Source organism: Pseudomonas nitroreducens (genome assembly GCF_010994165.1).
Lineage (GTDB): Bacteria > Pseudomonadota > Gammaproteobacteria > Pseudomonadales > Pseudomonadaceae > Pseudomonas > Pseudomonas nitroreducens.
This window is the reverse complement of the sequence record NZ_WMBX01000005.1, coordinates 280488-295468: the sequence shown is the minus strand read 5'-3', so window position 1 is coordinate 295468 and position 14981 is coordinate 280488. Positions and strand designations below refer to the sequence as shown.

The 14981-nt window shown below is 65.8% G+C and carries 11 protein-coding genes; 9 read left to right on the top strand and 2 right to left on the bottom strand.

The window, feature by feature from the left end; all coding sequences use genetic code 11:
• The first annotated feature begins 51 nt into the window (after positions 1-51).
• Entirely contained in the window at positions 52-1128 is a 1077-nt protein-coding gene (gene alr / locus GJV37_RS22995) for an alanine racemase (protein WP_024766013.1), read from the top strand.
• Here the strand turns inward: alr and GJV37_RS22990 are convergent, their stop codons facing one another.
• A complete protein-coding gene (locus GJV37_RS22990; RefSeq protein ID WP_420875892.1) occupies positions 1129-3015 on the bottom strand; it encodes a diguanylate cyclase domain-containing protein in 1887 nt (628 codons plus the stop codon).
• A gap of 200 nt (positions 3016-3215) precedes the next feature.
• Between GJV37_RS22990 and GJV37_RS22985 the strand changes: the two genes are divergently transcribed.
• Positions 3216-5465: a YgiQ family radical SAM protein gene (locus tag GJV37_RS22985; protein WP_170858885.1), complete on the top strand. Its 2250-nt coding sequence runs from the start codon at positions 3216-3218 to the stop codon at positions 5463-5465.
• Between the two features lie 34 nt (positions 5466-5499).
• Here the strand turns inward: GJV37_RS22985 and GJV37_RS22980 are convergent, their stop codons facing one another.
• Positions 5500-5910 carry a bacteriohemerythrin gene (locus GJV37_RS22980; RefSeq protein WP_024766012.1) on the bottom strand — a complete coding sequence of 137 codons (411 nt, stop codon included), beginning with the start codon at positions 5908-5910 and terminating at the stop codon, positions 5500-5502.
• A gap of 177 nt (positions 5911-6087) precedes the next feature.
• On the opposite strand from GJV37_RS22980, the gene GJV37_RS22975 reads away from it, so the two are divergent.
• The 7 genes from GJV37_RS22975 (at position 6088) to GJV37_RS22945 (ending at position 14980) form a co-directional block, all read left to right on the top strand.
• Positions 6088-7335, top strand: a complete 1248-nt coding sequence (locus GJV37_RS22975) for a parallel beta-helix domain-containing protein (RefSeq protein WP_170858886.1) — start codon at positions 6088-6090, stop codon at positions 7333-7335.
• Positions 7332-8468, top strand: coding sequence for an SO2930 family diheme c-type cytochrome (locus GJV37_RS22970; RefSeq protein WP_193452969.1), 1137 nt, complete (start codon positions 7332-7334; stop codon positions 8466-8468). Before GJV37_RS22975 ends, GJV37_RS22970 begins: the two co-directional genes overlap by 4 nt.
• Before the next feature lie 110 nt (positions 8469-8578).
• Entirely contained in the window at positions 8579-9430 is an 852-nt protein-coding gene (locus GJV37_RS22965) for a mechanosensitive ion channel family protein (RefSeq protein ID WP_024766009.1), read from the top strand.
• Positions 9431-9689: 259 nt separating this feature from the next.
• A complete protein-coding gene (gene pilV, locus GJV37_RS22960) occupies positions 9690-10163 on the top strand; it encodes a type IV pilus modification protein PilV (protein WP_170858887.1) in 474 nt (157 codons plus the stop codon).
• 1 nt (position 10164) lies between these two features.
• A complete protein-coding gene (locus tag GJV37_RS22955) occupies positions 10165-11118 on the top strand; it encodes a PilW family protein (RefSeq protein WP_193452985.1) in 954 nt (317 codons plus the stop codon).
• Between the two features lie 26 nt (positions 11119-11144).
• On the top strand, positions 11145-11585 hold the full coding sequence (locus tag GJV37_RS22950) for a pilus assembly PilX family protein (protein WP_246228418.1): 441 nt from the start codon (positions 11145-11147) through the stop codon (positions 11583-11585).
• Between the two features lie 14 nt (positions 11586-11599).
• Positions 11600-14980: a PilC/PilY family type IV pilus protein gene (locus GJV37_RS22945; RefSeq protein ID WP_193452968.1), complete on the top strand. Its 3381-nt coding sequence runs from the start codon at positions 11600-11602 to the stop codon at positions 14978-14980.
• The last annotated feature ends 1 nt before the right edge of the window (position 14981 follow it).

The window sequence follows — 14981 nt, the reverse complement described above, 5'->3', positions numbered from 1 at the left end:
TGACCGACGGGCGCCTTAAGATAGGCGCCCGTTTTCATTTCAGAGGCCGCCATGCGCCCGCTCGTCGCCCACGTCGATCTTGCCGCCATTCGCCACAACTACGCCGTTGCCAAGCGCTGCGCGCCTGGGCGCGAGGCTTTCGCAGTGGTCAAGGCGAACGCCTATGGGCACGGCGCTCGGGAGGTGGTGAGCTGCCTGCACGACGAGGCTGACGGCTTCGCGGTGGCCTGCCTGGAGGAGGCCGCCGAGGTACGCGCTCTGCATGCCGGCGCCCGCATCCTGCTGCTGGAGGGCTGTTTCGAGCCGGCGGAATACCTGATCGCTGTCCAGCTGAGCCTGGATGTGGCGGTGCAAGGCCCTGAGCAGGCCCAGGCGCTGCTCGCCGCGCAACTGCCCAGTGCGCTGAATGTGTGGATGAAGCTGGATACCGGCATGCACCGCCTGGGCTTCTCGCCCGAGGCGCTACGCGACTGGCATTCGCGCCTGCGCCAGGCGCCGCAGGTGGCGGAGCTGAACCTGATGAGCCACTTCGCCAATGCCGATGTGCGCGGCGACGAGCTGACCGAAGACCAAGTGGCCTGTTTCCTCAGTGTGCTGGACCTGGATTTCGACCTGCGCTCGCTGGCCAACTCTGCCGCTGTGCTGACCATTCCCGCCGCACACATGGACTGGGTTCGCCCCGGCATCATGCTCTATGGCGCCACGCCCTTCGCCGACATCGGCGCCGCTGAACTGGGCCTGCGCCCGGCCATGAGCCTGGAGGCGCGACTGATCGCCGTGCGCGAGGTGGCGGTGGGTGAGAGCGTTGGGTACGGCGCGACCTGGGTGGCCGAGCGGCCGTCGCGTATCGGCACGGTGAGTTGCGGCTACGCCGATGGATACCCGCGCCACGCGCCGAGCGGTACGCCGGTGCTGGTGGATGGGCGGCGCGCATCGCTGGCCGGGCGTGTCTCCATGGATATGCTTGCAGTGGACCTGACCGATCTGCCCGGCACCGCAGTGGGTGATCGCGTTGAGCTGTGGGGCGCCAACCTGCCGGTGGACGAGGTCGCCGCCCATGCCGGGACCATCGGCTATGAGTTGCTGACCAAGGTTACCGCCCGCGTGCCGCGCCGTTACCGCAGCTGATCAGGCACGGTCTTCGCTTTCCAGCCGTTCGTTTTCCAGCCAGAGATCGCTGGTTTCGCCGGCGGCCTCGCTGGCCATGGCGTAGGCCGCCCGGCCATTGCCCTTCACCTCGTAGAGCGCCTGGTCGGCGGCCTTGTAGAGCTTGCTGAACTGCATGGCGTGGCTGGGATAAATGGCCACGCCGATGCTCGGCGTGACGCGCAGCTCCAGGCTGTCGAACTTCACCGGCCGCGACAGTTCATTGAGGATGCGGCAGGCGATCTCCTTGGCGTGGCTCTCGGCATCGGGCCCGGAAATCAATGCTGCGAATTCGTCACCGCCCAGGCGCGCCACGCAATCACTGCCGCGCACGCACTGGCGCAGGCGGTTGCCGACGTTCTGCAGCATGAAGTCGCCCGCATCGTGCCCGTGGCTGTCGTTGATCGGCTTGAAGTGGTCGAGGTCGATCAGCATCAGTGCCAGGGTCTCGCCGTTCTGCTGGGCATGGGCCAGGGCGTGTTCGGCATGTTCCACCAGGTAGCGACGGTTCGGCAGGCCGGTCAGCGGGTCGTAGTGCGCGGCGTGTTGCAGCTGCACTTCGCGCTCGCGCAGCAGCTGGTTGCTCTGGGTGAGTTCGGCGGTGCGCTCGGCCACGGCTGTCGCCAGGTCTTGCTGGGCGCTTTGCATGAGGGTCAGGCGCGCGCTCTTCTCCCGATCCGCCTGCTCCAGTGCCTGCGCGCGCTCGCGCTTGAGGCCCTGGATTCGCGAGGTGAGGGCGAAGGAGAACAGTACCGACTCCATCGCTACGGCGATGGGGAAGATGTACGAGGTCAATGGCGAGGGCTGCACCATGCCGGTGGCGCGCATCACCGAGATGCTCACGCTGGTCAGTACCAGGCCGAAGCCGAGCAGGTAGAGGAAGGCCGGGAACGAACCCTGGCGCCAGCGCACCACGGCACCGCCCAGTGCAGCCGGCACGCCGATCAGGGTGATCGCCACCAGCATCCAGCCGGCCACGCCGCGCAACTGCAGCGCGCCGAGGACGATGGTCAGCACGTACAGCGCGCAGTTCAGGTTCAGCAGCCAGTGCGACCAGCGCACGTAGCGGCGGGTCTGCAGCAGGGTGATGGTAAAACGGTGTACGCAAAGGCCCCAGAGCGAGGGCAGAGTGATGCGGTCGAGCCACCAGGGCACCGGGTGATCGGGCCAGAAGTACTCGAAACCGTGGCCGCTCATGCCCAGGCTGAACAGCAGGGCGCTGGCGGTCGTCAGCACGTACCAGAAGTACGCCGGGTCGCGCAGGGTCAGCAGGATGAACAGGTTGTACAGCAGCAGGGCGGCGATCAGGCCGTAGATGAAACCCAGGAACAGGCTGGTATCGGCGCGATGGTCCTGCAGATCATCCAGCGACCAGATACGCAGCGGGAACGAATTGCCGGCGGGGTCGTAGACGCGGGCATAGATGCGCACCGAGCCGGTGCCTTCGGGCAGGTGGAAGAGCGGTCGGCGGTAGTCGCGGTCACGGCCCTGGGCGAACGGCACGGCCTCGCCGGACAGCGTTTCCCGGTAGATGCCCCGTTCGTCGGGTATGTAGAGGCGCAGGTCCTTCAGGTTGACGGCATCGACTTCCAGCCACCAGCCGCCCAGCGGCGCGGTACGGCGGTCCAGGTCCAGGCGCAGCCACCAGCCGTCAGGGCTCTGGCCTACGCTGGTGCGGCCGTTGGCCGGAACGAAGTCGCGGCTGGCCTGCACGGCTGCCAGCGATAGCGGGCCGTCGCGCTCCTGCAGCAATTCGAGGTGATCATTGAGCCAGGCGCCGCTGGCCTTGTCGTCGAGTTCGAAGGCTAGCGCCGTGTGGCAGAACAGCAGGGTAAGCAACAGTACGATGGCACGACACACGACAGGCACTCCCTGGCCTGGGCGGGTTGGCCAGGCGTACTGCGGATAGTGGCTGAAGTATAGCCAGATGATGGCATTGGCAATCTACCGTCGGAAGGTTAAATCCCCCGTAAATCTGAGTTCGCTGGTCGGATTTGTACACTTTTTGTGCTATATTCCGCGCCCGCGTTTTTCCGCGATCCCTACTAGAGATACCCACGGTGCCCGTGATGCAAGCCGCCAAGCCGCTGTTCGACTATCCCAAGTTCTGGGCCGAGTGTTTCGGCCCGGCGCCGTTCCTGCCCATGAGCAAGGAAGAGATGGATCAGCTGGGCTGGGATTCCTGCGACATCATCATCGTCACCGGGGACGCCTACGTCGACCATCCGTCGTTCGGCATGGCCATTATCGGCCGCCTGCTGGAAGCCCAGGGCTTCCGTGTGGGCATCATCGCCCAGCCGGACTGGCGTTCGAAGGACGACTTCATGAAGCTCGGCCAGCCGAACCTGTTCTTCGGCGTGGCGGCGGGCAACATGGACTCGATGATCAACCGCTACACCGCGGACAAGAAAATCCGCAGCGATGACGCCTACACCCCGGGAGGCCTGGCCGGTCGTCGTCCGGATCGCGCCAGCCTGGTCTACAGCCAGCGCTGCAAGGAAGCCTTCAGCGATAGCCCGGTCATCCTCGGCGGCATCGAGGCTTCGCTGCGCCGCATCGCCCACTACGACTACTGGCAGGACAAGGTGCGCCGCTCCATCCTGATGGACGCCACCGCCGATATCCTCCTGTACGGCAACGCCGAGCGCGCCGTGGTGGAGATCGCCCAGCGCCTGGCTGCCGGCGAGCGGGTCGAGCAGATCACCGACGTGCGCGGTACCGCCTTCGTGCGCCGCGACACTCCCGAAGGCTGGTTCGAGGTGGACTCCACCCGCATCGACCGCCCAGGCAAGGTCGACAAGATCATCAACCCCTACGTGAACACCCAGGACACCGCCGCCTGCGCCATCGAGCAGGAAAAGGGCGAGCAGGAAGACCCGAACGAAGCCAAGGTCGTGCAGCTGCTGGCACACCCGCGCCTGGAGCGCGAGCGTACGGTGATCCGCCTGCCGTCGTTCGAGAAGGTGCGCAGCGACGCGGTGCTCTATGCCCATGCCAACCGCGTGCTGCACCTGGAGACCAATCCGGGCAACGCCCGTGCCCTGGTGCAGAAGCATGGCGAAGTGGACGTGTGGTTCAACCCGCCACCCATCCCGATGAGCACCGAGGAAATGGACTACGTGTTCGGCATGCCCTATGCGCGCGTGCCGCACCCGCTGTATGGCAAGGAGAAGATCCCGGCCTACGAGATGATCCGTTTCTCGGTGAACATCATGCGCGGCTGCTTCGGCGGCTGCACCTTCTGCTCGATCACCGAGCACGAGGGGCGAATCATCCAGAACCGCTCCCATGAGTCGATCCTTGCCGAGATCGAGGAGATGAAGAAGGTGCCGGGCTTCACCGGTGTCGTTTCCGACCTGGGTGGCCCGACCGCCAACATGTACCGCATCGCCTGCAAGGACCCGGAGATCGAGCGTCACTGCCGCAAGCCGTCCTGCGTGTGGCCGGGCATCTGCGAGAACCTCAATACCGACCACTCCTCGCTCATCGAGCTGTACCGCAAGGCCCGCGCCCTGCCGGGTGTGAAGAAGATCCTAATCGCCTCCGGCCTGCGCTACGACCTGGCCGTGGAGTCGCCCGAGTACGTCAAGGAGCTGGTGACGCACCACGTTGGCGGCTACCTGAAGATTGCCCCGGAGCATACCGAGGAAGGCCCGCTGTCGAAGATGATGAAGCCGGGCATCGGTACCTACGACGCCTTCAAGCGCATGTTCGAGAAGTTCTCCAAGGAGGCCGGCAAGGAGCAGTACCTGATCCCGTACTTCATCGCGGCGCATCCGGGTACCACCGACGAGGACATGATGAACCTCGCCCTGTGGCTCAAGCGCAATGGCTTCCGCGCGGACCAGGTGCAGGCGTTCTATCCCTCGCCCATGGCCAGCGCGACCGCCATGTACCACTCGGGCAAGAACCCGCTGCGCAAGGTGACCTACAAGAGCGACGGCGTGACCATCGTCAAGAGCGACCAGCAGCGCCGTCTGCACAAGGCCTTCCTGCGCTACCACGACCCGAAGGGCTGGCCGATGCTGCGCGAGGCGCTGGAGCGCATGGGCCGCGCCGACCTGATCGGCAACGGCAAGCATCACCTGATCCCGACCTACCAGCCGCAGACCGACGAGTACCAGAGCGCGCGCCGCAAGAACTCCACCCCGGCCGGCAGCAAGAAGACCGGCAAGCCGTTGCTGACCCAGCACACCGGCCTGCCGCCGCGCGCCAGCAACGGCTCCAAGCCGTGGAACAAGGCCGAGGAAGGCAAGGCCAGCGGCTACGCCAAGGGCAAGAAGCGCACCACCAAGCGACAGCCCAATATTCCGCGCTGATTCGTCTGTACCGTGCTGTAAAAAAGGCGTGTCGCTAAGCGGTCACGCCTTTTCCTTTGAAGAACGCCACGTAAGCCTTGTCCACCTTCAGGATATGGTGGATCAGCCAGGCCTTGAGCAGCTCCAGGGCCTCGACCGAGACGACCTCGCCATCCTCGTGGCGGTACAGCAGGTCGATGATCTGCCGATTGAAACGATCGTGCTCGGCCCGGTGCGCTTCCTCCTCGGGATAGCCCAGGCGCTGGAACAGCACTTCCTCGACGATGAAGTGATTCATCGTGTACTCCACCAGTTGCTCCAGCAACTCGCCGATGGGCTGACCCTCGCCCTCCGGGCCGTTCAGGCTGTCGTACAGCGCATTGGTGAGGTCGACCAGCCAGCGGTGCTGTTCATCGATCCGCTCGATTCCGATCACGAATTCGTCGTTCCAGGGCATGAAGCTCATCCGTGCACTCCTTGGGTTGGAAGCGCAGATCATCCCGATCCGCCACCGCTAAACCCTGACGTCAATCAATCAAAGTGCGATGTGTCTGAAGGGCTGGCGTGGCGCGGGATGTAGGAGTATTCTCGGTCTTATTTGGTACGATAGTTCCATATCATAAAAACAAGACCGGAGCCCGCCATGCGCCTCGCCACTCTCTCCCTTCTCGCTCTCTCCGTTGCCCTGGCCGCCTGCGGCGAAGGTGACAAGCCCACCGCTGCCGTCAGCGCCGACTTTCAGAAAGACCTGCAGGCGCGCCTGATCAAGGCCAAGGCCGGCGATGTCATCGACATTCCCGCCGGCACCTACCACCTGGACCGCAGCCTGAGCCTGAAGGTGGACGGCGTGACCATCCGCGGCGCCGGGATGGACAAGACCATCCTCAGCTTCAAGAACCAGAAGGCCGGTGCCGAAGGCCTGTTCGTCGACGCCTCCGACTTCACCATCGAGAACCTGGCCATCGAGGACGCCAAGGGCGACGGCCTGAAGGTCATCGGTGGCAAGAACATCGTCATCCGCAACATCCGCACCGAATGGACCAACGGCCCGGCTACCGAGAACGGCGGCTACGGCATTTACCCGGTACAGACCGAAAACACGCTGCTCGAAGGCAACGTCGCGATCGGCGCCTCCGACTCGGGTATCTATGTCGGCCAATCGCGCAACGTGGTCGTGCGCAACAACCGCGCCGAGCGCAACGTCGCCGGTATCGAGATCGAGAACACCATCGGCGCCGACGTCTACAACAACGTCGCCACCGACAATACCGGTGGCATCCTCGTCTTCAACATGCCCAACCTTCCGCAGCCGGGACGCGGCACCCGCGTCTTCGACAACGATGTGCAGGGCAACAACCACGAGAACTTCGGCCACAAGGGCACGCCAGTGGCCAGCGTGCCGGCGGGCTCGGGCGTGGTGGTGAACTCCAACGATGACGTGGAGATCTTCGACAACAAGATCGGCAACCACAAGACCGCCAACGTCATCGTCAGCAGCTACTTCAGTACCGGTTATTCGGGCAAGGCCACCCAGCCCAACTTCGACCCGTACCCCGAAGGCATCTTCATCCACGGCAACACCTTCGGCCCGGGCGGCGACAGCCCCGACCACCTGGAACTCAAGGCCCTGAAGATCGCCAAGTTCGGTCTCAACGGGCGCCTGCCGGATATCCTCTGGGACGGCTACTTCAACGACAAGAAACTGGTCGACGGCAAGCTTCCGGAAGCCCTGGCCATCTGCATCGACAACGGCAACGCCGGTATCGTCAACGTCGACGGTCCCAACGGCTACAAGAACATCAGCACCGACATGAGCAGCCACCAGTGCAAGCTCAAGCCGCTGCCGAAGATCGAACAGGCCGGCCTCGGCGAGAAGGGCAACAAGGCATGACGAAACCCGCTCCGTTCCTGTTGTCGCTCGCCCTGGCCGCTGCCCTTGCTGGTGCACTGGCCGGGTGCGGGCAGGAGAGCACGCCGCGTTATCAGCCCGAAGGTGATGATTACCCGGAAAAGCTCAGCGGCTGGGGCATGTTGCACCTGGCGGACGGCCACCTGACGCCGGCCGCCGAGGTGCTGCCGTATGACCTCAACACCCCGCTGTTCACCGACTACGCGCACAAGCTGCGCACCGTATGGATGCCCGAAGGCCTGTCGGCGCAGTACGCCGAGGATCGCTTCGACTACCCCGTCGGCACCGTGCTGACCAAGACCTTCTATTACCCCAGGGACGCCCAGGGCAACCTGCTGCAGAACAGCCAGGACGACCGCGACCCCAAGGCCGGACTGGACATGGGCAAGGTCCACCTGGTGGAAACCCGTGTGCTGGTGCGGCAGAAGGACGGCTGGGCGGCGCTGCCCTACGTGTGGAATGCCGACCAGAGCGAGGCGACGCTGGAACTCGCCGGCGACAGCCCGGCGCTGGAGTTGACCGCCGAGGATGGCAAGAAGACTGCCTTCACCTACATGGTGCCGGACGCCAATCAGTGCTCCGAATGCCACGCCGAGCAGAAGGGCGGCGGCATCGCTCCGCTGGGGCCCAAGGCGCGGCACCTGAACAAGGACTTCGCCTACGCCGAGGGCAGCGACAACCAGCTGCAGCACTGGCAGGCGCGCGGCTTCCTCAAGGGCCTGCCAGCGTTGGCGCAGGTTCCGCAGAACGCCTTGTGGGGCCATCCGCGTCCCGGTGAGGGGCTGGAGAAACAGGCGCGCAGCTACCTCGACGCCAACTGCTCGCACTGCCACAACCCCAAGGGCGCGGCACGCACTTCGGGCCTGCACCTCGACCCGCACACGCCGGTTTCCATCGCCTATGGCCTCTGCAAACCACCGGTGGCGGCGGGCGGCGGCACGGGCGGGAGGCTGGAGGACATCCACCCCGGCAGCCCGGAAAAATCGGTGCTCAGCTACCGGGTCGGCAGCGACAAGCCGGGCGACATGATGCCCGAGCTGGGCCGCACCCTGGTGCACCGCGAGGGGCTGGAACTGCTCAATCGCTGGATCGCCTCGCTACCCGGCGACTGCTAGCTCCATGGCGCCCGGAGCCCGCCGTGGCTATGGGCTGCGCACTGCGACGAGCAAACCGCTGGGGCCGTGCTAGCGTTCATCTGGTCCCTTTCTCTCGCAGGTGCGCTTCCATGGACGATACGAACATCATCAACGTGGGTACGGAGAAGATCAACGCACTGTGGGCGACGGTTTCGCAGTACGCGCTCGCGTTCGGTGTGAAGATTCTCGTCGCCATTCTCTTCTGGGTGCTCGGTCGCTGGCTGATCAGCTTCGCCGTCAACCTGGTGGAAAAGGCGTTGGCCAAGCAGAGCGTCGATCCGACGGTGCTGCGCTACGTCGGCTCCTTCATCACCGTTACCCTGAACATCCTTCTGGTCGTCGGCATCCTCGGCTACTTCGGCGTGCAGACCACCAGCCTCGCGGCGCTGATCGCAGCCATCGGCCTGGCCATCGGCATGGCCTGGTCGGGCCTGCTGGCCAACCTCGCCGCCGGTGGCTTCATCATCGTGCTGCGCCCGTTCAAGGTCGGTGACTTCGTCACCGCCGGCGGTGTCACCGGCACAGTGAAGGAGATCGGCCTGTTCGCCACCGCCATCAACACCCCGGACAACGTCCTGACCCTGGTGGGCAACAACAAGATATTCAGCGACACCATCCAGAACTACACCCACAACCCCTACCGCCGTGTGGAGCTCAAGGCCCAGCTCTCCGGCGCCGCCGATTATGCGGCCGCCGTGGCGGTGCTCAAGCAGCGCGTCGCGGCGATCCCCAACGTGCTGAGCGACCCGCCGGTAGACGTGGAAATCCTCGAGTTCAACCTCGTCGGCCCTGTGCTTGCCGTGCGCCCCTACTGCCATAACGATGTCTACTGGCAGGTCTACTTCGACACCAACCGCACCATCAAGGAAGCCCTGGGCACCGACTTCCCGGCGCCGATGCCGGCGCAGACGGTGATCGTGCAGCAGTCGGCCAACGGCTGATCGCTACGGGATCGGAAAAGGCCACCGCACGGTGGCCTTTTCTTTGGGCTCGCCGTGATGAGCGGTCGTGTCTCCGGGACCGGTGGTTTCCATCGTCGAAAGCCTTCCCGCGCCTGCGCCTGATCGCCAATTCGCGCGGAAATTTCCCGGCGATTTCGGCGCGCAGTCTGGCTGACTCGGCCCTGAAACACCTCGCACTCTAGAGATCGGAGCGCCGTCCCACGACGACGCGCAATCCGCTCAGCAGCGAGGCGAAACCATGCAAAGTCGCTTGCCGGCCAGGGGCTTCACCCTGGTCGAACTGCTCGTTTCGGTGGTGATCCTGTCCATCGGCCTGCTGGGGCTGGCGGGCCTGCAGAACGTCGGAGTCGCCGCCAGCCACAGTGCGTTGCAGCGCTCACAGGCTTCCTGGCTGGCCAGCGAGATGAGCGACCTCCTGCAGGCGAACCTGCCGGCGGCCCGCGCGGGCGCCTACGACCTTGCCTTTGCCGAGCCGACCGGAGATTGCCCGGCGGTTTCCGGCAGCAGTCGTGCGCAACTCGATCTCAGCCAATGGCGCAATACGGTCTGCACGGCGCTGGGCGGATCAGGCGGCGGCTCGGTGCGGGTGTTCCGCGGCGGCGAGCTGTACCGCGTGGAGATCGCTATCCGTTGGGACGACAGTCGTGCGCGAGGTCGGTGGCCCAGCGATGGCGAACGCTGGGAAACCTTTACCTATCGCACCTCACTCTGACATGGACGCCACTGCCCAGCGCGGCCTGTCGTTGGTGGAATTGCTGATCGCCATGGCACTCAGCCTGCTGCTCATGGCGGGTGTGATCGAAGTGCTGCTGAGCAGCAAGCAGACCTACCACGCCAGCCTTGCCCTGGCCGAGCTCCAGGAAAGCGGGCGTTTCGCCTTCGACATTCTCGCACAGGACCTGCGTACTGCCGGGTTCGTCAGTGCTTGCCCGTCCGGCGTGGTGAATGCCAGCGGGGCTGGCACCACGCAGTTCGCCCTGGAAAGGGCGGGCATCGAAGGCTACGGCAGCGGCATGGCGGCGCCGGCCTGGTTGCCCTCCGGGAAACTGGCGAACACGGATGCGTTGTTGCTGCGTTATGTCGGCGAGCCCGCGCTTGCGGCGCGCTCGGTCGTCGGCAACCAGGTCACCCTGGCATCCGCTGGTGCCTCGGCCGGGGCGTATTACCTGCTCTCCGATCTGCAGTCCTGCCTGCTGATGCGAAACGCCGGCAGTGCGAGCACCCTGGTCGCTAACCGCGCGTTGGGCCACTTCCTGGCCTCGGCCACCCGCGTCTATCCCTATCGCTACGCCATCTACTGGGTCGGCAAGGGGGAAGGGGGCTCGCCGGGCCTCTTCGTCACCTACAACAGCGAGAGCAGCGACAAGCAACAGACCGACGAACTGGTCTCCGGCGTGGCGGGGCTAAGCCTGCGCTATGGCGTTACCGGCGAGGGCGGCGACGCCGTCGCGATCTACAAGGCCGCGAGGGAGATGGCCGCTACCGACTGGCGCAGGGTGCGCACGGTGCGCGTCAGCCTGTTGTTGCAGAGCCTGACCCGCAACGTCGACGAGGCGTCGACTGCGCTGGTGTTCGACGGACGAACGCTGACCGCCAATACGGAGCGTCGTCTGCGTTTGGTGATGAGCAGCACCACTGTGCTGCGCAATGCCGTGCGGGCCGAATGAGGCGTTGGCGCGCCGAGCGCGGCGCAGTGCTGCTGGTCACCCTGGTGATGCTGTTGCTGCTGACGCTCATCGGGCTGGCCGGTATGCGCCTGGCGAGCCTGGAGGAGCGCATGGCGGGGAATCTGCGTGATCGTCAAATGGCATTTCAGGAAGCCGAATCTGCGTTGCGTGCGGGCGAACTGGCGGCACGCGATCTCTACAGGCGCGTTCATCTCGACGCCGTTGCTTATGACGTTGCCGCGGACATTTCGACAGGTGACGCAGGCGCTCCGGATCTCGCGCGCCAATCGCGTTACCAATTGAAGTTCCTGCGGCTGCTGAATAACGAAGGATTGGAAGTGGGCATGGGCAGGGCTGCGTATGGCGTGGCAGTGGAGGTGAGCGCGGCGGGCTACGGTGTGCGCCGCCAGCCCTCGGGCGAGCCGGTCTCCAGTGCGCGGTTGCGCAGCATCTACTTCATTCGCTGACGGACGACAGGGAGGTGGTGGTGGCACGAGGAGGGAAATACGCGTCGCTGGCGCTCATGGCAGGGTTGCACGGGCTGGCAAGCGCCACGCCGATCAGCCAGGTGCCGTTACAGGTTGGTGGCGGCGCTCCGGGTAATCTCGTGTTGCTGCCATCGACGGCTCACTCGTCCGTTGCGGCGGCTGCCCACTCGGGGGATACCTACATTCCCGAGCGGACGTACGTCGGCTATTTCGATCCTGCGAAGTGTTATGGCCAGGAGCCTGCACAGCAGTACTTCCAGCCCCTGCGGGCGGCGCAGGAACATCTCTGCTCTGGCGCCTGGAGCGGCAACTTCCTCAACTGGGCAACGGCGCAGCGCCTCGATGTCGTGCGCTCCGCGCTGACCGGCGGGGACCGTTACATCGATACCGCCGGCACAACAGTGCTGCAGAAGGCGCGCAATACGGAAGCTGACGGCAGCTTCCCGGACCGCCATTTATCCACTGCGCTCGCGGGCGGAGCCACGCCGTTTTCCGGGCTGTCCTTGTCGTTCCGCATCGCCGGGCAGGATCGCAGCCTCCTGTTCAGCCGCAGCCCGGCGTTTGCCGGTGAGCCGCAGGATTACCTCGCCGGGACGGTTGTGCAGGCCACGGAAACCTATCGCCTACCCGTTCGGGTACAGGTCTGTGTGGCTGGGCTGCTCGAGCGCAACTGCCACCGCTATGGCGGCCAGTCCAAGCCCGAAGGTCTATTGCAGCAGTACGCCAGCCGGCTGCAGGTCAGCGTGCTTGGCCGGGCTGATAGCGACGGAACGAGCAATGTCGTGCTGCGTGCCCGACACAAGTTCATCGGCCCGCAACTGGGCGACGGCGCGGATAATCCGCAAGCGGAATGGTCGGCACGCAGCGGCATATTTCTCGCCAACCCGGACCGGGATGCGTCCGGCCGCAGCGGCGTAATCGACTACCTCAACCGCTTCGACGAGGCGCAGTTGCGCCGCGGGGATGACCTGGGCGAGTCGTTGCATGCGGCGACCCGCTACCTGAGAAACCAGGGCAGCCTTGCGGCGCCGGCCGATGCTGGCGCCGTCCGTGTTTTCCCTGCCGTCGCGCCCTGGGGCGACCCGATCAGCCATGCCTGCCAGCGCAACAGCGTTCTAGGGCTGGGTGGTGCGGGGGAGGCGCGAATTGGCGAGAGCCTGCCTCGCCTCGCGGGGAAGGACCTGGCCGTGGATATGGCCCAGGCCGGTCGCCGCGTGGCCGCCATGGAGGGGGCAGGTGCCGACGACGCGACCCTGGACTTCGCCGGCCTCGCCTACGACGCGCACACCCGCGATCTCCGCCCGGACCTTCCAGGGCGACAGACGCTTTCCACCTACTGGCTGCCCCACGAGTCGGCAGGCCAGGGCAGCGCCCTCTGGCTGGCGACGAAATATGGCGGCTTCTTCGTGCCCAAGGGCTACAGCGATGCGCGGGATGCGCCGCTGCCGGCGGCCTGGTGGCACGATGCAGCGATCTCCCTTGCCGTGCGCCCGGACAACCTGCTGGACGCCACGGAGCCGGCGCGCTGGCGTGATGAGCTGCAGCGGGCGTTCGCACGCACTGCCGAGAGCGGCGCGGGGGCGTTCAGCCAGTTCATTGCGGGCGGGCGTTCCGACGAGGTATTCAGCACGACATTGAACCCAGCGAGGTGGAGCGGTGACCTGCTGCTTTGGCAGGGGAGTTCCGCGAAGCCTGTCTGGTCGGCGGCGCAACGATTGGATGAGCTGGACGAGGCGCGATTGGGCGGGAGAGATATCTTCACTGTACGCACGCCGGACGGCTCCGGTATTGCGCGGCAGGGACTCGCCTTCGCCTGGTCTGCGCTGGACGATCGACAGCGTGAGGCGCTGGCCGCCGAAGGCAACGACGGTGAGCGCCTGGTCGACTACCTGCGTGGTTCCAGGCTGGAGGAGCGCGACTCGGCGGCAAGCCCCCGACCATACCGGCAGCGCGGCAGCCGGCTGGGCGACATCGTCCATTCGCGCCCGGCTTACTCCTGGCATGACCCTCAGCCGTATGCCGCGCTGCCCCAGCCGCTCGCCAACGGGCAGACCCTGGGCAGCGCCTATCGCGACTTCCTCGACAATGCGACCTACCGGCAGCGTGCGCCCCTGGTGGTGGTCGGCGCCAATGACGGCATGCTGCATGGTTTCGATGCACGCGATGGGCGTGAGCTGTTTGCCTATGTGCCGGCGGCGGTCTTCGCCCATCTGCGCGAACTGGCCGCTCCGGGCTACGTGCACCGCTACTTCGTCGATGGCTCGCCGAGCATTGGGAATGCCTGGATCGAAGGGCGCTGGCGCACCTTGCTGGTAGGCACTCCAGGAGCGGGAGGCAACAGCGTCTTCGCCCTGGATATCAGCGATCCGCAGCGTATGCAGCCAGGCAGCGTGCTGTGGGAATTCAGCCACCCGGAGCTCGGCTACAGCCTGGGCCGCCCGGCCTTGCTGGCGTTGGCGTCGGGAAGGTTCGTGGTGGCGCTGTCCTCCGGCGCCCGTGACCCGCAGGGCAAGGATGGCGAACTGTGGCTGCTCGATGCAGCGGACGGTCGTCCGCTCAAGCGCGTCAGGCTGCCCGGCGCCGGAGACCTGGGGCCGGTGACGGCGATCAGCAGCACGGGCGATGTCACGGCTGACCGTCTGTACCTCGGGGATAGTCGCGGCAACCTCTGGCGAGTGGATCTCGCAGGCGATGACGGCCAGGATTCGGCCATTCCCGCGTCCCTGGCCGGAGGGGCCCTGTTCAAGGCCGTTGACGCAAAGGGAGTGGCACAGGTGATTTCTGCGCCCGTGGTCGCGGCGCGAGATGGCAGTGGTGCGGTGCGAGTAATGTTCGGCACCGGGCGGTATTACCGCGTGGGCGACAACCTGCCCGCCGAGCCTGAGAAGGTCGAAAGCCTGTATGGCGTTCTCGACGACGGTACCGCGACGGTCGGGCGTACCCGGCTATCGGCGCAAAGCCTCGACGTGGGGTCGCTGGCGCGGTCCGCCGATTCGCCAGGCGACGGCAGCCGTGGCTGGTATCTGGACCTGCCCGCCGACGGCACCCGTGTCATCGAACGCGCGCAGCTGCGTGCGGATCGCTTCGTGCTGTTCAATCTCATGACACCTGGGGACGACCCGTGTGACGATCCGCTGCGCTACGGCTCCGTCGCGCTGGATATTGCCAGTGGCGGCGATCCGGGTACGGCACTCCCTGTGGTGTCCGCGGCAGGCAATGTGGTGTTCGGGCGGCCCGGCGGCCTGCTGGTGCGGCCGGGGGAGGGGGAAAGCGGTGTGCGGCTCACGACGCTGGATGAAGACGGTCGCCCCCGCTCGCGTGATCTCGACTGGCCGGGCGACAGCGGGCGCAAGGCCTGGCAGGAGCTGCGCTGAG